Origin of the sequence: Rhodobacter sp. SY28-1 (assembly GCF_005222785.1) — a bacterium.
In the GTDB taxonomy this organism is placed as follows: Bacteria; Pseudomonadota; Alphaproteobacteria; order Rhodobacterales; family Rhodobacteraceae; genus Tabrizicola.
Genome location: NZ_STGH01000001.1, coordinates 1,620,818 through 1,637,508, shown reverse-complemented (window position 1 = coordinate 1,637,508; position 16,691 = coordinate 1,620,818). Strand labels below are relative to the sequence as shown.

Sequence of the window (16,691 nt, the reverse complement as noted above, 5' to 3'; positions counted from 1 at the left end):
TGACCTGAGCATCTACGCCCGTTAAGGTGTGGCGGAACGGAGGATGCCATGTCAAAGCTCGTCGTCCGCTGCTTTTCCATCTCTGTCGACGGCTACGGCGCGGGGCCGGAGCAGTCGCTGCAGGACCCGCTGGGCCAAGGCGGGATGGCGCTGCACAACTGGGTGTTCAAGACCAAGAGCTTTCAGGACATGCACGGCGCGGGCGGGGGCGAGGCGGACAGCATCGACAATGGCTTCGCGGCGAAGGGGTTCGAGAACATCGGCGCCTGGGTCCTGGGGCGCAACATGTTCGGGCCGATCCGGGGGCCCTGGCCGAATTACGACTGGCAGGGCTGGTGGGGCAATGAGCCGCCCTATCACTGCCCGGTCTTCGTGTTGACGAACCATATGCGCCCCGACTTGCGTCTGGCAGACACCACGTTCCACTTCGTCACCGACGGCCTGGACGACGCCCTGACCCGCGCCAAGGCCGCCGCAGGGGGCAAGGACGTGCGGCTTGGCGGTGGGGTTGCCACCCTGCGCGAGGGGTTCCGCGGCCGCCACATCGACGAGGCCCATTTCGCGATCTCTCCAGTCCTGCTGGGCCAGGGCGAGGCGGTCTTCGCCGATCTCGACCTGCCCGCACTGGGCTATGCAGTGACCCGTCGCGTGGCGGGCGAAGGGGCCGATCACATCGTCATCGGGCGGGCCTGACCGCGCCTTTGGCCCTTGACCTTTGCCACCCACGGGTCACCTCTACGCCCTTGCGCAGTCAATGGAGGTCGCCATGGAATACCGTCGTCTTGGAAAATCGGGGCTCAAGGTTTCGGAGTTTTCCTTCGGCTCCTGGGTGACCTTCGCGAAACAGGTGGACCTGCGCCCCGCCAAGGACCTCTTGACCGCCGCCTATGACGCCGGGATCAACTTCTTCGACAATGCGGAAGGCTATGAAGCCGGGCGGTCGGAGCTGGTCATGGGCCAGGCGATCCAGGAGCTGGGGTGGTCGCGCGACAGCTATATCGTGTCCTCCAAGGTGTTCTGGGGCGGCGAAAAGCCCACTCAGCGGGGCCTGTCGGCCAAGCATGTGACCGAGGCTTGTCATGCCGCGCTGAAGCGGCTGCGGGTCGATCATCTGGACCTCTACTTCTGCCACCGGCCCGACATCGACACGCCGATCGAGGAAACCGTGCGCGCGATGCACAACCTGATCGTGCAGGGCAAGGTGCTGTATTGGGGCACTTCGGAATGGTCCGGTCAGCAGATCACCGAGGCGCATCTGGTGGCGCGGCGCGACGGGCTGACCCCGCCGACTATGGAGCAGCCGCAGTACAACCTGTTTGAACGCGACAAGGTCGAACGCGACTATGCGCCGGTCTATGACAGCTACGGGTTGGGCACGACGATCTGGTCGCCGCTGGCTTCGGGCCTGCTGACGGGGAAATACAACGACGGTATCCCGCAGGACAGCCGGGCCGCCTTGCCGGGCTACGAATGGCTGCGCGACATCATTGCCGGGCCGAAGGGGCGGCGGCGGGTCGAACAGGTGAAGGCGCTGGCCAAGATCGCGGACGGCGCGGGGATGCCGATCCACCACCTCGCGCTGCTGTGGTGTCTGGCAAACCCGCGGGTGTCGACGGTGATCCTGGGGGCGTCCCGGCTGGAGCAGTTGCACGACAACCTCAAGGCGCTGGACCACAAGGCGAAACTGACGCCCGACGTGCTGGCCGCCATCGAGGAGGTGGTGCAGAACAAACCCGAGGCGCCGCAGCGGTTCTGACTACATCGTCACCACGATGTTGCCGGGCTTGTGGAAGCCTTCGGCGATGGCATGGGCCTGGGCAAGATCAGTAAAGGGCAGAACCGGGCCGAGCGCCGGGGTGTAGCCCCCTGCCTTGTGGATGTCGACCAGACGTTGCATCGAGGCCAGGTCCTCCTTGTTCGTGCCGGTGATGATCCGACGCCCGTCCCGCCGGGGTCGCAGGTTCGCCCCAAGCATCTGCCAGAGGTCGGCGGTGATCTGGATATAGCGGCCTCCGGGGGCCAGGAGGCCCCGGGCGCCCGCCCATCCCAGCTTGCCCATCACGTCCAGGATCACGTCATGGGGGCCAACAGGCGGCCCGACCCGGTAATCCGTGACCTCCTCGGCCCCCAGACTGCGCGCCATTGCGTGATTGGCGGGTGAGGCAGTCGCAGCGACACGCGCCCCAAGATGGCGCCCGATCTGCACCGCCGCCCCGCCGACCGCCCCGGTCGCCCCGCAGACCAGCAGCCGCTCACCCGCCGCAAGCCCCGCCTTGTCGATCAGGAACTCCGCCGCGGTCAACCCGCCGAAGAAGAAGGCCGCACCCTCTTCCAGGCTCAGCGTCTCGGGCAGCGGCAAAAGCGGGCCATCGGCGCGGATCACCAGGAATTCACGATGCGAGCCACCCTTGAACCCGGTCAAACCAAAGACCCTTTGCCCGGACTTAAAGCCAGTCACGCCAGAGCCAACGCCTGCGACTTCTCCGGCAAAGGCCCAGCCGGGGGCAACACGGGGACGGCGCATACCGATGGCCAGCCGCAGCATCAGCCCCAACCCGCGGGGCACGATACCAGACCGAAGCCGCGCGTCGCCCGCAGTCACCGGCGCGGCGCGGACCCGCACCAGCACGTCGCCCGGACCGGGCTGCGGGATCGGCCTCTCGACAAAACCGATGGTGTCCGGCGGCCCGTAGGCCGTGTAGATCGCTGTTTTCATGTCCTTGTTCCTTCTGGCCCGGCCTGCGCGCCCTGCCTATTCGTCGTGATAGGTGAAAACCTCATCCAGCCCGACGCCGAAGGTTCTGGCGATGCGGAAGGCAAGCTCCAGCGTCGGGAAGTACTTGCCGTTCTCGATGGCAAGGATGGTCTGCCGCGTGACACCCACGCGGTTGGCAAGGTCCTTCTGCGTCATCTCGCCCGCGTCGAAACGCAGACGGCGGATGCGGTTCTCGATGCGTCCGGGCGGGGCTGCCATGCGTCACGCCCCGCGCCGGTAAAGCCACAGCTTCAGGCCGTCCTTGAAGAATTCCGACAGCACGCACAGCGCAAGGACCAGGTTCATCGCCCGGAAAGCACTGGACCCGAGCGCAAGATCGACGATCACGCCCAGAAGGCCGAAGGACAGAAGATACCAGGCCCAGGTGAGCGCCCGCCGCTCGATGTCGCGGTCGCGCTCATCGCGGCGGTCATCCGTCTTTTCGCCGGTCATCAGCTCATAGGCGATGTGAAAGCCGATGGTGACCACGATCGCGATGCCGATCGACCAGGCCACCAGCACCAGCACCGACCGCGCCCAGGTCTGCAGCGCCTCGGGCCCGTCAAAGAGACCCGCCGCATCCTGACCGGACAGCCGCCAGAGAAACAGCGCCAGTACGATTGCCGTTGTGATGAGGCCGGTCACAGCCTCGCGTTCGCCCATCGACATCAGAACCCCTCCTGTCTTGCGGAGTGGGTACAGTGATGCAGACACAAGGTAAAGGATTCTTTACACCGTGTCGGGTATTCCATACCAGATACCAAGGATTGACCGCAGGCCGCAGGCTTTCTAGCCTGCGGTCCAAACAAGCGGAGGCAGCATGGCACGGGCATTGGTCACCTGGGGTGGATGGGAGGGGCACGAGCCCGAGAGGGTCGGTCCGATGTTCGCGGACTGGCTGCGAGAGGAGGGGATGGAAGTCACCCTGACCGACAGCCTCGCCTGCTTTGACGATGCCGAGGCGGTCAAGGCATATGATCTGATTGTCCCGGTCTGGACCATGTCGAAGATCGAGAAGCAACAGGCCCTGAACGTCTGCGCGGCGGTGGCTGCGGGCACCGGGATCGCGGGCTGCCATGGCGGCATGTGCGACGCCTTCCGCGAGAATGTGGACTGGCAGTTCATGACCGGCGCGCAATGGGTGGCGCATCCGGGCAACGACGGGGTGGAATACGGGGTACGGATCACCTCGACTGACCCGCTGGTCGCGGGAGTGGGCGATTTCACCGTGAAGACCGAACAGTATTACCTGCATGTCGATCCGGCGGTGAAGGTGCATGCAGTCTGCGATTTCCCGGTGGTCGAGGGCCCGCATTCGGTCAACGGGCCGGTGGCGATGCCGGTCGTCTTCACCAAGGGCTATGGCGCGGGGCGGGTCTACTACAACGCGCTGGGTCACCAGAAGAACGTGATCGACCATGGCCCGGCGGCCGAGCTGATGCGGCGCGGGCTTCTCTGGGCGGCGCGCAAGAGCTGACCCTGCGTCACCTCTGGCAAAGGTGACTTGCATTGTGGCAGGGCAAGGTCATGCTTTGGCAATAATTCGCTGCAACACTATGACCATGACCCTGCCCGCCAACCACTACCGCACCCTCAAGCGCGATCTGTCGCTGGCCGAACTGCTGGCCGACGGTATCGTGCATGCGCTGGCGCTGCTGGCCGGGCTGATCGCCTTTCCGCTCCTCCTGTTCCACGGGCTGCAGAACGCAGGCGCCGGGACCTTTGTTGCGCTGACGGTCTATGCCGCAGGGTTCTTCCTGATGTGGGGCTTTTCGCTCGCGTACAACATGACCCCGCCCTCGGCCCTGAAATGGCTTCTCCGCCGGTTTGATCATTCGATGATCTACGTCATGATCGCCGGGACCTATACGGCGGTGATCCCGCATCTGGACAGCCCGGCCTGGGCCTGGACGCTGGGCGCGGTGGTCTGGACGGGGGCGGCCCTCGGCATCCTGGTCAAGGTCGCCCTGCCCGGTCGCTATGACCGGCTGGCGATTCTCGCCTATGTCATGCTCGGCTGGGTCGGGGTCATCGCCGCCGGGCCGGTCATTGCCGCCCTGCCTACGGCCTCACTCTGGCTCTTGGTGGCGGGCGGGGTGACCTATGTGGCGGGGGTCGGCTTCTATGTCTGGGAACGGCTGCAGTTCCAGAACGCGATCTGGCACCTGTTCGTCGCCATCGCCGCCGGTCTGCACTTCGCCGCCATCGCCGTCGCCGTCGCCTGATTCCCATCGGCGACGGGGTTGACTTGTGCCGCCCGGCGCGGTCGTCTGGCAGGTGATGCGCCCCCACGATAATCGAGCCTGGTTCCTCGTCACCCCCGCCCTTCTGCTGCTTGCCCTGGTCGGGGGGCTGCCGCTTCTGGCGGTGCTGAACTACGGGTTCCATGACATCTTCACCCTCACCGATGTGCACTGGGTCGGGGTCGACTGGTTTGCCGACATCCTCGGCTCCGAGCGCTTTCTCGCCTCGCTGGGCAGAAGCCTTCTGTTCTCCACCCTCGCCCTGGCGATCCAGGTGCCGCTTGGCATCGCGGTGGCGCTGCTTCTTCTGGGATATGGGCGCCATGCAGTCTGGGGGCTGATGCCGGTCGCGCTGCCGCTGGTCGTGCCCTGGAACATGATCCCGATGCTGTGGCTGGGCCTGATCCAGCCCGAGACCGGACTGCTGGGCCCCGGCCTTGCGGCCATCGGCTTCGACTGGAAATTCACCGGCTGGCACACCTGGGTTCTGATCCTTGTGGTCGACACCTGGCATTGGCTTGGGCTGGTCGTGGTGCTCGCCTACGCAGGCCTTTCGGCGATCCCGCCCGCCTACCGCCAGGCCGCCGCCATCGACGGCGCCTCGCGCTGGGCCGTCTTTCGCCACATCGAACTGCCCCGCATCACCGGAGCGCTGGCCATCGTCTTCCTCCTCCGCTTTGTCGACAGCTTCATGATCTACACCGAGGCCTTCGCGATCAACGCAGGCGGCCCGCAGGACGCAACCCGCTTCCTGACCCTGGAGCTTGGCGAGGAGATCAAGGGCTTCTCCTACGGCCAGGCCGCCGCCCGCGCGACGCTCTACTTCCTGATCGTCCTCGCCGTCGTCTGGGCCTTCGTCGCCGCCACGCGCGAGCGTGAGACATGATGCGCGGCCTTGCCCTGCTGGCGCTGGCCGGGTTCATCCTGTTGCCCCTGGTGCAGGCGGTGATCCTGTCCTTCACTGCCACGCTGCCCACCGACACGCTGGCAAAGGGGACAATCGGCCTGATGAACTACCGAAATGTCCTTGCGACGCCGGACCTCCGGGCGGCGATGCTCAACTCTGCCATCTATGTCAGCCTGAACGTCGCCCTCTGCATCGCGGTCGCCCTGCCCGCCGCCTATGCGCTGGCCCGCACGCGGTTCACCGGAGACCGGCATTTCCTGATGCTGATCCTCGTCTTCCGGGTCACGCCCCCGGTTGTCCTGTCACTGCCGATCTTCATCCTGTTCAGCCGGTTCGGGCTGGTGAACTCTCCCGTCGGCATCGCGCTGGTGCACTGCCTGTTCAACCTCCCGGTGGCGATCTGGATCCTGGAAAGCTTCATTCGCGCCGTCCCCCGCGAGTTCGACGAGACGGCCTACCTCGACGGCCACTCCGGCCCTTCGTTCTTCCTCCGCCACCTGATCCCGCAGATCGCCCCCGGCATCGGCGTCGCGGCCTTCTTCTGCTTCATCTTCTCCTGGGTCGAGGTCGTCTTCGCCCGCATCCTGACGGTGACCGGGGGCAAGCCGATCACCATGGCGATCCAGGCGATGTTCAGCTTTCAGACCGACATCGGCAAGGTGATGGCGATGACCTGCCTGTCCCTGCTGCCCGGGGTCGCGATGATCTGGTTCGTCCGGCGGCACCTGGCAAGGGGCTTCACCTTGCGGGCGTAGACGAAAGGCCCGCAGCCCTATCCGGCTTTCACGGTCGAAGCCTCGGCGGAAGGCACCCCCGCCCCCAGCAAATCCTCTACAAAAAACGCTGCGAACTGCGCCCTCCCGCTGACACCCGCCTTCGAATAGATCCGCGTCAGTTGCGCCCGGACCGTGCCCTGGGCGGCCCCCCGCAGCTCGGCGATTTCGGCGACGTCCAGGCCCTTCAGCGCCAGAAGGCCCACATCGCGTTCCGCCGGGGTCAGGGCCCAGGCGGTGAACTGGCCCTCGATCACATCGGACAGAGCCCCGCGTGCCACGGCAAGGGCCTGGTCCTGCGCGCGCAGAAGCTCGATCGTGCGGCGCAGAGCGAAGGCGCCGAAGATGATGCCCAAGACCAGCGCAGCGGTTACCACCGCCTCGAAGATGAAATGGGCCGAGCCCGGGTCCTCACGCAGGTCGCCGATCACGTCGCCGACGAAGAACACCGTGCCAAGGGTCTGGATCAGCAGGAAGATCGACAAGGCGGCCGTTTGGCGCCGCCCCGCCGTCCGGATATCCGGGCTTTCGCTCATTTGCCGCGCCGCACGTCACCCAGAAGCATCGGCCGGACCAGGCTGCGCCGCAGGACGCGGCCTTCCACAATAACCCCTGCGATATGCAGCGCCGCAAGCAACAACAGCAGGTTGGCAGCCACTTCGTGTACCTCCTCGACCGTATGGCGAAGGCTCTTGTCCTCCTCCGAGGATTCGCCTCCGCCCTCCGCGATCAAAGCAGACCAGTCGCCGGATGCAACCGCTGCTTTCTCTTCGGCCACCTGCATCGGTGTCGCACCGCCAGTCAGGTACAGGCCCGACGCCGTCACCACCGCCAGCGTGGCCCAGAAGGCATAGGCCATCAGCGCGCCTGCCGGATTGTGCGACGGGTAATGCCGCACCCGGCCCGCCACCAGCTGGCGCAGATGGCGCACGGCGGTGACGGGATTGGGCGGGAAAGCCGAGAAGCGGGCCTCCGCCGGGCCAAGCACCCCCCAGACCAGCCGCAGCACCAGAAGCGCCATCACGATCCAGCCGACCGAGACATGCAGAAGGCTGCCACCTTCATCCAGCACCGCGTTGGTCAGGACCGAAGCCGCGATACCCCAATGCGTCAGGCGCACCACGGGGTCCCAGAGGCTGGGCGAAGCGCCAACGGCCGTTGAGGCCAGGGTCCGGGGGGTGGCCATGTCAGTCTTCCGACTTGATGTCGGTGACCTTGCCGGTCGCGGGGTCGATGTAGACCTCCATCGCGGCGCCGGTGGCGGCATCCTTGCACTTGGCCTCGATCTTGCCGTCCTCGGCCTCGAATTCATCGACCGGGCAGCCCGCCTTTTCCAGCGCGGCCTTCGCGGCCTCGGGCTCGGTGCCGATCATGTCGCCGACAACGGGCATCGCGAAGGCGGCCAGCGGGGCAGCCAGCGGCAGGGTCGCCACGGCCAGGATGGAGAGAAGCTTGGTTTTCATCGTCTTGCCTTTCGTTTGGGCCCACCTGAACCGGCAGACCAGGACCGGAAGCGTCGTGCCCCGGCCGCCGCTTCCTGGCGTAAAAAACGGGGCGGCCTCTATCCCGGCGCCGCTTACCGGACCGGGCTTAAGCGCATGCTGACAGCGGGTTTTCGCCTGCCCTTCCCCTTGCGCGACCGGGCGGCAGCGGCGATATGTGGGGCAAAGCGAAGGAACCCCAGGATGGCCCTGCCGATCAACGACCAGTTCCGCTACTGGGGCATCGCCGCCTTGGTGTTCTTCGTGCTTCTGTGGTTCCTCGGCGACGTGCTTCTGCCGTTCATCGTCGGCGGCGCCATCGCCTATTTCCTCGACCCCATCGCCGACCGGCTGGAGCGGATGGGCCTCAGCCGCGTCACGGCCACGGCGGTGATCTCGCTGATCGCACTGCTTCTGGTGGTGCTTCTGGTGCTGGCGGTGATCCCGACGCTGGTCAACCAGCTGACGGCCCTCGTCAACGCCGCCCCCGACATCGCCAGGCGGCTGCAGGGCTTCCTGCTGGAACGCTTTCCCGATCTCGCCGATTCGACCTCGACCATCCGCCAGACCCTGGCCGAGATCGGCACCGCGATCCAGGCGCGCGGGGCGGAACTGGCGCAGGGGGTGTTGTCGTCGGCCCTTGGCGTGATCTCCATCGTCCTTTTCATCGTCGTCGTGCCGGTGGTGGCCTTCTACCTGCTTCTGGACTGGGACGACATGGTGGCCCGGATCGACGGGATGCTGCCCCTGGACCACGCCCCCACCGTCCGGCGCCTTGCGCGGGAAATCGACGCGGTGCTGGCAGGCTTTGTCCGCGGACAGGTCTCGGTCTGCCTGGCACTTGGCACCTTCTATGCCGTGGCGCTGATGGCCGCGGGGCTGCAGTTCGGCCTGATCGTCGGTGCCATCGCGGGGGCGATCACCTTCATCCCTTACGTCGGATCATTGGTCGGGGGCGCGCTGGCCATCGGGCTTGCGCTGTTCCAGTTCTGGGGCGACTGGGTGCAGATCGGCATCATCGCAGCGATCTTTGCCGTCGGCCAGTTCGTCGAGGGCAATATCCTGACTCCGCGCCTTGTCGGCAAATCCGTGGGCCTGCACCCGGTCTGGCTCTTGCTTGCGCTGTCGGCCTTCGGGACGGTCTTCGGCTTCGTCGGCATGCTGATCGCCGTGCCCGTCGCCGCGTCCATCGGCGTCCTGGCCCGCTTCGGGATGGAGCAGTACCGGGCCAGCCTGCTCTATCAGGGCCGGGCGGCCGTGCCCGCCCCGACCGCCAGCTTCACCAGCGCAGCCGAGCCGCCGAAACCCCGTCGCAGACGCAAGACCGCCGCATCGGCCCCGGCAAAGCGGGACCCTGGCGCGTGATCCGCCAGCTTGCTTTCACCCTGCCCAACCCCGAGGCCCTGACCCGCGAAGATTTCTTCGTCGCGCCCTCGAACGCGCTCGCCTTGCAGGCGGTCGAAGGCTGGCAGGACTGGCCCGGGCGCAAGTTGCTGCTGATCGGCCCGGAAGGTGCGGGCAAGACCCACCTTGCCCATGTCTGGGCGGCGATCTCCGGCGCGGTGCTCCTGTCAGGCCCGGACCTCGCCACGACCGATGTCGCAACCCTTGCAGGCCGTCCCGTGGTGGTCGATGACGCCGACCGCATCGGCCCTGCCGAGACCTCCCTGTTCCACCTGCACAACCTCGCGACCTCCGGCGCGGCACTGCTGATGACCGCCCACACCCCGCCGCGTGACTGGGGGCTGCACCTCCCCGACCTAATCAGCCGGATGCAGGCCACCCAGATCGCCCGGCTGGAGGCGCCCGACGATGCGCTGCTGTCTGCGGTCCTGGTCAAGCTGTTCACGGACCGCCAGGTCGCGGTGCCTGCGAACCTGATCCCCTACCTGGTCAGCCGCATGCCCCGATCCGTGGGTGCAGCGCGGACGCTGGTCGCGGACCTCGACGCCCGCGCCCTCGCCGCAGGCCGACCGATCACCCGGGCCCTGGCGGGCGAGGTGCTGGACAGGCATGATCCCGAATGAAAGACTGTCACAATAGCTTCACGAACCGCACGGCATAAGCCCGTTATGACCCAGGCAGATTTCCTCAAATCCCCCTTCCCCACCCCTGTCGAGCTTCCCTTCGCGGAGACCGCCGGGCCGGGACGCTTCTTCAACCGCGAACTCAGCTGGCTCGCCTTCAACTGGCGCGTTCTGGAAGAGGCGGCGAACCCCGCCGTGCCGCTTCTGGAACGGCTGCGCTTCCTGTCGATCTCGGCCACCAACCTGGATGAATTCTATACGGTCCGCGTGGCGGGCCTGCGCGCGCTGGTGCGCACCGCGAATGCCACGCTGTCGGAAGACGGTCGCAGCCCGGCGGAACAGTTGCAGCTGATCAACGCCGATGCCCGCCGCCTGATGCAGACGCAACAGACCACCTTCAACCGCCTGCGGAAAGAGATGGAGGCGGAAGGGATCAGCATCGTCCCCCGCTCCAAGCTGACGGCGCGCGACCTGAAGCATCTGGAAGCGTATTTCCTGTCGAACGTTTTTCCGGTGCTGTCGCCGCTCGCCATCGACCCGGCCCACCCGTTCCCCTTCATCCCCAACACCGGCTTCAGCCTTGCGCTGGAGCTGGAGCGGATGACAGACCACCGTCAGCTGAAGGCGCTTCTGCCGGTCCCGCAGCAGATCGCCCGCTTCATTGCCCTGCCGGGGAAAGAGGGCGAGCATCGCTTCCTTCCGCTGGAAGAGCTGCTGCTTCTGCACCTCAACATGCTGTTCCCCGGCTATACCGACCGCGGCCATTGCACCTTCCGCGTCCTGCGTGACAGCGACCTGGAAGTCGAGGACGAAGCCGAGGACCTGGTCCGCGAATTCGAGACCGCCCTGAAACGCCGCCGCCGGGGCGAGGTGATCCGCCTCAAGATGTCCGCAGGCGCGCCCGAAGACCTGCGCGCGCTGATCATGGAGGAACTGGCCGTCACCGAGGACGAGGTGGTCGAGGTCAAGGGCCTGCTTGGTGTCGCGGACCTGAAGGAACTGATCCTGTCGTCGCGCAAGGACCTGATGTGGCCGCCCTTCACCCCCCGGGTGCCGGAACGGGTGCAGGACCACGACGGCGACATGTTCGCCGCGATCCGGCAAAAGGACATGCTGCTGCATCACCCGTATGAGACCTTCGACATGGTCATCCGCTTCCTGCAGCAGGCGGCGACCGACCCGAATGTGCTGGCGATCAAGCAGACGCTCTACCGCACCTCCTGGGACAGCCCCATCGTCAGCGCGCTGTGCGAGGCGGCCGAGGCAGGCAAATCCGTCACCGCGCTGGTCGAACTGAAGGCGCGCTTCGACGAGGCCGCGAACATCCGGCAAAGCCGCCGACTGGAACGCGCTGGCGCCCATGTCGTCTATGGCTTCGTCAACTACAAGACCCACGCAAAGATCAGCACCGTCGTGCGACGCGAGGGCGACCATCTGGTCACCTATACCCACTACGGCACCGGCAACTACCACCCGATCACGGCCCGCATCTACACCGACCTGTCGTTCTTCACCTGCGACGCAGCCCTCGGCCGCGACGCGACCAAGGTCTTCAACTACCTGTCGGGCTATGTGCAGCCCGAGGGGTTGGAGAACCTGGCGATCAGCCCGATCACCCTGAAGCCGCGCCTCTTGGAACTGATCGCGGCCGAAGCGGACCACGCCCGCTCGGGCCGTCCGGCGGAAATCTGGGCCAAGATGAACTCGATCATCGAGCCCGACGTGATCGACGCGCTCTATGCGGCGTCACAGGCGGGCGTGAAGATCAGTCTCATCGTCCGCGGCATCTGCGGGCTTCGGCCGGGGGTAAAGGGCCTGTCCGAGAATATCCGCGTGAAGTCCATCGTCGGGCGCTTCCTGGAACATTCCCGCATCGTCTGCTTTGGCAATGGCTATGGCCTGCCTGCCAAGAAGGCGCGGGTGTTCTTCTCTTCGGCTGACTGGATGGGCCGCAACCTGACGCGTCGGGTCGAAACCCTGGTCGAGGCGCTGAACCCGACGGTCAAGAACCAGATCCTCAGCCAGATCATGGCCGCCAACCTGCGGGACGAGGCGCAAAGCTGGCTTCTGTCCCCGGACGGCAGCTATGCCCGTGATCTTGGACCGGCGGACGGGATCCTGTTCAACTGCCACCAGTTCTTCATGGAGAACCCGTCCCTGTCAGGACGCGGCACTGCAGGGGTCAAGGACGCGCCCCGGCTGATCCCGGTGAAGGATGACGATGCGGCCGGTGCGGCAGCGGCGCGGTAAGGCAAGCGGCCAAAATCCTTAAGCAAGGATTTTGACAAATTTCTTGCTTAAGAAACTTGGCCCCTCAAACCCCCGCGCCCGGGTCGCGCATCAGCTGCAGCCGCCCCGCCGCAGCCCGCGCGAAGGTCCGCAACACCACCTTGCGGCGCGCCCCTGACAAGGGCGTCTCGGGCGCCATCCGCACCACCTCGGCATCATAGGCGTCGGCCAGGATCAGCCCCGTGCCTTCCGGCAACAGGTCCACCGGGAAATCCGCATCCACCGCCCAGAAAAACCGGTCGCACCAATCCAGATAGCCGTGCCACTTGCGGTCGGCCCGGTAATCCGCCCGGCCCGATTTGCATTCGACCACCCAGACCTCGCCCTTCGGCCCCAAGGCCATCACGTCGACCCGAAGGCCCGAGGTCGGGATCAGCTCCTCGACGCAGACGAAATCCAGCGCCCGCAGGCCCCGGCAGACGCCCCGTTGCAGGCGTTGCCCCGGCAGGGTCGGAAGGATCTCGGCAAGGTCGACCGGCATGTCCATGGCGGAAATATGAACCAAAGGTGAACATCTGTCCAGAACCTGCGCGAGCCCAAGAATTTTCGTCGAAAATTCTTGGATCGCCGGGCGGCCCCCAGACGCTTGCAGCCCGTGCCCCTGCACCCTATCTTCACGGATGGCGGGTTCTGCTCCTCGCGTGCGGGGCCAATTTTCCAGTGGCCGATAAGCAAGCGAACGGGGGCTGGCTCTGCCTGGATCCTGGTCCAGGTAACTGGCGCCCACCTGAGACCTCTGGCTCTCGGGAAAACCCCGGTCCTCACGGTTGCTGCGGGCCCGCCACCCTTCCATATGGAAAACGGGGCAGGTTGCCCTGCCCCGTTCCCCGCTGACCGTGGGCGAGGGAAATCAGAACCCCACGACCAGCGAAACGCCCAGACGGTTGTCCGTCTCGATCGCCCGCGCATCGTTGTAGTCGGTCAGATAGCTGACCCGGGTCGACAGCGCGTCGGTGATCTTGAAGTTCACGCCAAAGTCGTTGCTGGCGCGCAGTGCCGTATCCGACGACAGGACGTCCGTGTCATTGGTCAGGAAGACCGAGTCCGAGATCTGGTAGAAGAACCGCGACGAGGCGATGTAACCCGTCTCGGTCTCGGAATTGCCCAGACCGTCCTTCAGGTAGCTGACCCCGATACCGCCCTGCAGACGCCAGGCCATGTCTGGCTCGTTGATGACCCGGTAGCCGGGACCAAAGCCGACAAAGCCGTCGCGGGCGATGTCATCGGCGGTCGATGCCAGACCGTCCCGTTCCACCCGGGCCAGGCCGAACAGGTAAAACCGTTCGTTCAGGTAGTAGTTCGCGTCATAGACAGCGAACAGGTCTTCCTTGGTCTTCACACCCGCGTCTTCGGCAAAGTCGGCGGCCACGCCGAAGGTCTGCACCCAGTTGCCTTCCGCATAGCGCAGCCGGGCGCCCAGGTTGAACTCCTGGCTTTCGGTGTTGCCCGTCTCGGCCGTATAGCCCAGCGAGGCGCTGCCGCTGAAGCCGGGCTGGTATTCCGGGAAACCGAACCGCGCCGCGTCGTTCGACCGGTCCATGTCCTCGGCCACTTCTTCCTCGATGTCGGTGATGCGGTCATCAAGGTCGCGAACGCCGGTGATCGCGTCCTGCGCAAAGGCGGGGGTCATGCCCAGGATGGCCAGGGCGGGGACGGTCAGGAACAGATGCTTTTTCATCGTCAAACCTCATTCTCTGCAAGCGGACCGGGATGGCCGCGCTTCGGTGAGGCAGAGATAAGGTGATGATATGTATAAGAAAAATTTGGAATGCTTGAGGGGGTCTCAAGAATTACTCGTGACCCCGGCGCCTTGATCCAGCGCGCCGCAATCCCATACGGCCGGGATCAAGGCTCAAAACCGCTGGCAAATCAGGGCGATGCCAGCGGCACGCAGCGACGGCCGGGGCAGCTACATCACCTCGCTCGCGTCCTCGCGCACCGCAGCCAACGTGTCGGCCAGTGCCCTCTGCGCAACACTGCGCAGGTCTTCGCCGATGTCTTCCCGCCAGACCGCCCAGGACACCAGGGAAAACCCCGGCGCATCCTGCACGGCGAACAGCTGGCCCGTCTCCAGCGAGGCATGGGCCAGCCGCGTCGGGATATAGGCCGCGCAGGGGCGCGAGCGCAGGAACCACGCCGCCATCGCCCCATCGCTCAGCGTCAGGCGCGGATTGGCCAGGCGCGGCAGCGCCGCCTCGTGAAAACGCAGGAACTCCGGCCCCCAGTCGACCAGCGTGTAGGCCGAGGCCACGCTTTCGACAGTGGCGTCAGACCAGGGGCAGACCATGACCAGCTGTTCCTCTATCAGCCGTTCGGAATAGAGACCGGGCCGGTCCAGGGGGCCATGTGTCAGCATGACCTGCACTTCGCCCGACAGCGCCATCTGCACCAGACCGTCAGGCTCGGCCAGAACGGCGCGGATCTCAAGCTCCGGGTGGCTTTCGCGCAGGCGGTCGATCCAGCGGAAACCGAACCGCGGCCAGAGCGTGCTTTCCGCGCCGATGACCAGCGTCCGCGCCACGTCGTCCAGCGCCCCCACCCGCTGCCGGGCCTGTTCCCAGTTGCGCAGGATTGTTGTGGCAAAGCCGCGAAACTCGCGCCCCGCCGCGGTCAGCGCGACCCCGGCCTTGGTGCGGTCGAACAACGGACGGCCCAGCTGATCCTCCAGCCGCTGGATGCGCAAGGAGACCGCCGATTGCGTCACATACAGCCGCCCGGCCGCCGCGCCGAACGAGCCGGTCGAGGAAACTTCAAGAAAGGTTTTGATCAGCTGCAGGTCCAAACGTCACACTCCCGACGACACACAGCCGGGAGACCTGCATCATTTCCCGCGAATGCCAAGGTCAGCGGTGCAAGGAACCCGCTTCGATGCCGAGAACGTCATCCAAGGATCACGCCGTGGCGCAACGGCCGAAACCCGTCGCAGCAAATCGTGAAAAGGGTCGGCTCAGCGCGTCCGGCGGCGCGACGGGACCGGCACGCGGACGGGCACCAGCACCAGCTCACGCGCGCCACGACCACCGGGCGGGGGGCTGTCCGCTTCGGCCATCCCCATGATCCGGAATGCAAACTGCACCGCCGAGAACACGATGCCGTTGAACACCACCAGCATCGCGGCCGCAACCCAGCCGATGTCCGAGCCCAGCACCAGATGCCCGATCCCCGCCACGTCCAACCACATCAGCCCCGCCGTGAAGGCCCCCGCAAGGCCAAAGCCGATGGCCACGGACTGGATGTAAAGACGGACAAGCTTGGGCATAGGAACCTCCATGCGTCTTAGTCAAAGCTAGGCCCGCCGCCACCGCTTGCCAAGCCCTTGCCGCCGCCCCCGCGCTGATCCGCCGCATCTTCGGCGCCTCCGCCCGAAAATCAGGCAGCGGACTGACACAGATCATGGCGCGCGCCGGGCTTTGCCCCGATCCTTGCGATAGATACGCCACGGAGGATTTGCCATGAAGCCAGTCGTCACTCTCTATTGCATCGCCGACGAAGCCGGATTCCGGCTGGTGCGCGGCAAGGGCGCCGCGATGGAAGAACTGCTGAGCGCCAGCGCCGAGGCCTTCGACGATGTGGAATACGAGTTTTCCAAGGGCGGCCGCAACCGCGCCGGGACGGCAAGCTTCGGCCACGACACCAAGTCCGCCGCCGAAGTCGAACGCCCGCGTCTGGCAAAGCACGTCGTCCGCGCGCTGGAGGCGGAATGGTTCAAGGGCAGCGCCGACCGGATCGTGCTGGCGGCGGGGCCGAAGATGTTGGGCGCGCTGCGCGATGCGATGCCGGGCGCGCTGAACACCCATGTCGCGGCCGAGTTGCCGAAGGACCTCTCCGACGTGCCGGTCCACGCGCTTGCCGATCACCTTTCGTCCGTCGGCAAGGTCTGACGGGCGGCACGCCACAAGTGAGAGGAGGACAGGATGTCCGACGGCAACACCGATCCCAAGGTCCTGCCGGAACCTGGTGCCACGCCCAAGGGCTCGATCTGGATGCGTGGGCTCATGATGCTGATCTTCGCGATCCTGATCAGCCTTGCGCAAACGATCCTGCACATGCTGACCGTGCTGCAGTTCGTGCTGATGCTGATCGACAAGGGCAAGCCCAACGCCCGGATTGCCGAGTTCGGCAAGTCTCTGGGCGGCTGGCTGGCCAAGGCGGCCGCCTTCCAGACCGCCCAGACTGAAACCCGGCCCTGGCCCTTCGACGTCTAGCCCCCCGGTCT

At 65.9% G+C, this 16,691-nt stretch carries 21 protein-coding genes; 11 read left to right on the top strand and 10 right to left on the bottom strand.

All coding sequences use genetic code 11. The annotated features are described in order from the left end of the window. Positions 1–48: 48 nt before the first annotated feature. Together E8M84_RS08165 and E8M84_RS08160 are read left to right on the top strand one after the other, a co-directional pair. The gene (locus E8M84_RS08165) at positions 49–693 is read left to right on the top strand and encodes a dihydrofolate reductase family protein (RefSeq protein WP_137110624.1); all 645 of its coding nucleotides are present in this window, start codon (positions 49–51) and stop codon (positions 691–693) included. A 73-nt stretch (positions 694–766) separates the two neighbouring features. Further along, on the top strand, positions 767–1,756 hold the full coding sequence (locus E8M84_RS08160; protein ID WP_137110623.1) for an aldo/keto reductase: 990 nt from the start codon (positions 767–769) through the stop codon (positions 1,754–1,756). Here E8M84_RS08160 and E8M84_RS08155 read toward each other — a convergent pair whose 3' ends face one another. From E8M84_RS08155 to E8M84_RS08145, 3 genes are read right to left on the bottom strand one after another with little or no spacing between them, the layout of a single operon-like run. After that, complete coding sequence (locus tag E8M84_RS08155) at positions 1,757–2,716, bottom strand: NADP-dependent oxidoreductase (protein ID WP_137110622.1); 960 nt, start codon at positions 2,714–2,716, stop codon at positions 1,757–1,759. It abuts the gene before it with no gap. A 36-nt stretch (positions 2,717–2,752) separates the two neighbouring features. Beyond that, positions 2,753–2,974: a helix-turn-helix transcriptional regulator gene (locus E8M84_RS08150; protein ID WP_137110621.1), complete on the bottom strand. Its 222-nt coding sequence runs from the start codon at positions 2,972–2,974 to the stop codon at positions 2,753–2,755. Positions 2,975–2,977: 3 nt separating this feature from the next. Continuing rightward, positions 2,978–3,424 (bottom strand): hypothetical protein, encoded by a 447-nt coding sequence (locus E8M84_RS08145; RefSeq protein WP_137110620.1) that lies wholly within the window; start codon positions 3,422–3,424, stop codon positions 2,978–2,980. A 151-nt stretch (positions 3,425–3,575) separates the two neighbouring features. On the opposite strand from E8M84_RS08145, the gene E8M84_RS08140 reads away from it, so the two are divergent. The 4 genes from E8M84_RS08140 (at position 3,576) to E8M84_RS08125 (ending at position 6,660) form a co-directional block, all read left to right on the top strand. Beyond that, the gene (locus E8M84_RS08140; RefSeq protein WP_137110619.1) at positions 3,576–4,232 is read left to right on the top strand and encodes a ThuA domain-containing protein; all 657 of its coding nucleotides are present in this window, start codon (positions 3,576–3,578) and stop codon (positions 4,230–4,232) included. Positions 4,233–4,317: 85 nt separating this feature from the next. Next, positions 4,318–4,980 (top strand): hemolysin III family protein, encoded by a 663-nt coding sequence (locus E8M84_RS08135; RefSeq protein WP_137110875.1) that lies wholly within the window; start codon positions 4,318–4,320, stop codon positions 4,978–4,980. Between the two features lie 55 nt (positions 4,981–5,035). Continuing rightward, on the top strand, positions 5,036–5,884 hold the full coding sequence (locus E8M84_RS08130) for a carbohydrate ABC transporter permease (RefSeq protein WP_137110618.1): 849 nt from the start codon (positions 5,036–5,038) through the stop codon (positions 5,882–5,884). Further along, positions 5,881–6,660 carry a carbohydrate ABC transporter permease gene (locus tag E8M84_RS08125; RefSeq protein ID WP_346763684.1) on the top strand — a complete coding sequence of 260 codons (780 nt, stop codon included), beginning with the start codon at positions 5,881–5,883 and terminating at the stop codon, positions 6,658–6,660. Before E8M84_RS08130 ends, E8M84_RS08125 begins: the two co-directional genes overlap by 4 nt. A 17-nt stretch (positions 6,661–6,677) precedes the next feature. Here E8M84_RS08125 and E8M84_RS08120 read toward each other — a convergent pair whose 3' ends face one another. From E8M84_RS08120 to E8M84_RS08110, 3 genes are read right to left on the bottom strand one after another with little or no spacing between them, the layout of a single operon-like run. Next, complete coding sequence (locus E8M84_RS08120) at positions 6,678–7,214, bottom strand: helix-turn-helix transcriptional regulator (protein ID WP_137110617.1); 537 nt, start codon at positions 7,212–7,214, stop codon at positions 6,678–6,680. Beyond that, the gene (locus E8M84_RS08115; RefSeq protein WP_137110616.1) at positions 7,211–7,864 is read right to left on the bottom strand and encodes a cytochrome b/b6 domain-containing protein; all 654 of its coding nucleotides are present in this window, start codon (positions 7,862–7,864) and stop codon (positions 7,211–7,213) included. Before E8M84_RS08115 ends, E8M84_RS08120 begins: the two co-directional genes overlap by 4 nt. Position 7,865: 1 nt before the next feature. After that, the gene (locus E8M84_RS08110) at positions 7,866–8,141 is read right to left on the bottom strand and encodes a PepSY domain-containing protein (protein WP_137110615.1); all 276 of its coding nucleotides are present in this window, start codon (positions 8,139–8,141) and stop codon (positions 7,866–7,868) included. A gap of 222 nt (positions 8,142–8,363) precedes the next feature. On the opposite strand from E8M84_RS08110, the gene E8M84_RS08105 reads away from it, so the two are divergent. The 3 genes from E8M84_RS08105 to E8M84_RS08095 are packed head-to-tail and all read left to right on the top strand — an operon-like array spanning position 8,364 to position 12,436. After that, positions 8,364–9,524: an AI-2E family transporter gene (locus E8M84_RS08105; RefSeq protein ID WP_137110614.1), complete on the top strand. Its 1,161-nt coding sequence runs from the start codon at positions 8,364–8,366 to the stop codon at positions 9,522–9,524. After that, positions 9,521–10,186: a chromosomal replication initiator DnaA gene (locus E8M84_RS08100; RefSeq protein ID WP_137110613.1), complete on the top strand. Its 666-nt coding sequence runs from the start codon at positions 9,521–9,523 to the stop codon at positions 10,184–10,186. The genes E8M84_RS08105 and E8M84_RS08100 overlap by 4 nt, the downstream gene beginning before the upstream one ends. A 45-nt stretch (positions 10,187–10,231) precedes the next feature. Then, on the top strand, positions 10,232–12,436 hold the full coding sequence (locus tag E8M84_RS08095; protein ID WP_137110612.1) for an RNA degradosome polyphosphate kinase: 2,205 nt from the start codon (positions 10,232–10,234) through the stop codon (positions 12,434–12,436). A gap of 64 nt (positions 12,437–12,500) precedes the next feature. Here the strand turns inward: E8M84_RS08095 and E8M84_RS08090 are convergent, their stop codons facing one another. The 4 genes from E8M84_RS08090 to E8M84_RS08075 form a co-directional block, all read right to left on the bottom strand. After that, a complete protein-coding gene (locus E8M84_RS08090) occupies positions 12,501–12,956 on the bottom strand; it encodes an MmcB family DNA repair protein (RefSeq protein ID WP_137110873.1) in 456 nt (151 codons plus the stop codon). Positions 12,957–13,325: 369 nt separating this feature from the next. After that, positions 13,326–14,153, bottom strand: coding sequence for a YdiY family protein (locus E8M84_RS08085; protein ID WP_137110611.1), 828 nt, complete (start codon positions 14,151–14,153; stop codon positions 13,326–13,328). A gap of 231 nt (positions 14,154–14,384) precedes the next feature. Continuing rightward, positions 14,385–15,257: a LysR family transcriptional regulator gene (locus tag E8M84_RS08080; protein WP_137110610.1), complete on the bottom strand. Its 873-nt coding sequence runs from the start codon at positions 15,255–15,257 to the stop codon at positions 14,385–14,387. 165 nt (positions 15,258–15,422) lie between these two features. Further along, positions 15,423–15,734 carry a hypothetical protein gene (locus tag E8M84_RS08075; protein WP_137110609.1) on the bottom strand — a complete coding sequence of 104 codons (312 nt, stop codon included), beginning with the start codon at positions 15,732–15,734 and terminating at the stop codon, positions 15,423–15,425. A gap of 193 nt (positions 15,735–15,927) precedes the next feature. Between E8M84_RS08075 and E8M84_RS08070 the strand changes: the two genes are divergently transcribed. After that, on the top strand, positions 15,928–16,356 hold the full coding sequence (locus E8M84_RS08070; protein WP_137110608.1) for a host attachment protein: 429 nt from the start codon (positions 15,928–15,930) through the stop codon (positions 16,354–16,356). Between the two features lie 33 nt (positions 16,357–16,389). Beyond that, entirely contained in the window at positions 16,390–16,680 is a 291-nt protein-coding gene (locus tag E8M84_RS08065) for a DUF4389 domain-containing protein (RefSeq protein WP_137110607.1), read from the top strand. Positions 16,681–16,691: the final 11 nt, after the last annotated feature.

Bases quoted from the DNA above. Each gene is read 5' to 3' on its own strand.
- E8M84_RS08090 (WP_137110873.1), bottom strand. From the start codon at position 12,956: ATGCCGGTCGACCTTGCCGAGATCCTTCCGACCCTGCCGGGGCAACGC.
- E8M84_RS08140 (WP_137110619.1), top strand. From the start codon at position 3,576: ATGGCACGGGCATTGGTCACCTGGGGTGGATGGGAGGGGCACGAGCCC.
- E8M84_RS08115 (WP_137110616.1), bottom strand. From the start codon at position 7,864: ATGGCCACCCCCCGGACCCTGGCCTCAACGGCCGTTGGCGCTTCGCCC.
- E8M84_RS08135 (WP_137110875.1), top strand. From the start codon at position 4,318: ATGACCCTGCCCGCCAACCACTACCGCACCCTCAAGCGCGATCTGTCG.
- E8M84_RS08130 (WP_137110618.1), top strand. From the start codon at position 5,036: ATGCGCCCCCACGATAATCGAGCCTGGTTCCTCGTCACCCCCGCCCTT.
- E8M84_RS08075 (WP_137110609.1), bottom strand. From the start codon at position 15,734: ATGCCCAAGCTTGTCCGTCTTTACATCCAGTCCGTGGCCATCGGCTTT.
- E8M84_RS08160 (WP_137110623.1), top strand. From the start codon at position 767: ATGGAATACCGTCGTCTTGGAAAATCGGGGCTCAAGGTTTCGGAGTTT.
- E8M84_RS08120 (WP_137110617.1), bottom strand. From the start codon at position 7,214: ATGAGCGAAAGCCCGGATATCCGGACGGCGGGGCGGCGCCAAACGGCC.
- E8M84_RS08150 (WP_137110621.1), bottom strand. From the start codon at position 2,974: ATGGCAGCCCCGCCCGGACGCATCGAGAACCGCATCCGCCGTCTGCGT.
- E8M84_RS08155 (WP_137110622.1), bottom strand. From the start codon at position 2,716: ATGAAAACAGCGATCTACACGGCCTACGGGCCGCCGGACACCATCGGT.
- E8M84_RS08125 (WP_346763684.1), top strand. From the start codon at position 5,881: ATGATGCGCGGCCTTGCCCTGCTGGCGCTGGCCGGGTTCATCCTGTTG.
- E8M84_RS08145 (WP_137110620.1), bottom strand. From the start codon at position 3,424: ATGTCGATGGGCGAACGCGAGGCTGTGACCGGCCTCATCACAACGGCA.
- E8M84_RS08085 (WP_137110611.1), bottom strand. From the start codon at position 14,153: ATGAAAAAGCATCTGTTCCTGACCGTCCCCGCCCTGGCCATCCTGGGC.
- E8M84_RS08105 (WP_137110614.1), top strand. From the start codon at position 8,364: ATGGCCCTGCCGATCAACGACCAGTTCCGCTACTGGGGCATCGCCGCC.
- E8M84_RS08095 (WP_137110612.1), top strand. From the start codon at position 10,232: ATGACCCAGGCAGATTTCCTCAAATCCCCCTTCCCCACCCCTGTCGAG.
- E8M84_RS08070 (WP_137110608.1), top strand. From the start codon at position 15,928: ATGAAGCCAGTCGTCACTCTCTATTGCATCGCCGACGAAGCCGGATTC.
- E8M84_RS08165 (WP_137110624.1), top strand. From the start codon at position 49: ATGTCAAAGCTCGTCGTCCGCTGCTTTTCCATCTCTGTCGACGGCTAC.
- E8M84_RS08065 (WP_137110607.1), top strand. From the start codon at position 16,390: ATGTCCGACGGCAACACCGATCCCAAGGTCCTGCCGGAACCTGGTGCC.
- E8M84_RS08110 (WP_137110615.1), bottom strand. From the start codon at position 8,141: ATGAAAACCAAGCTTCTCTCCATCCTGGCCGTGGCGACCCTGCCGCTG.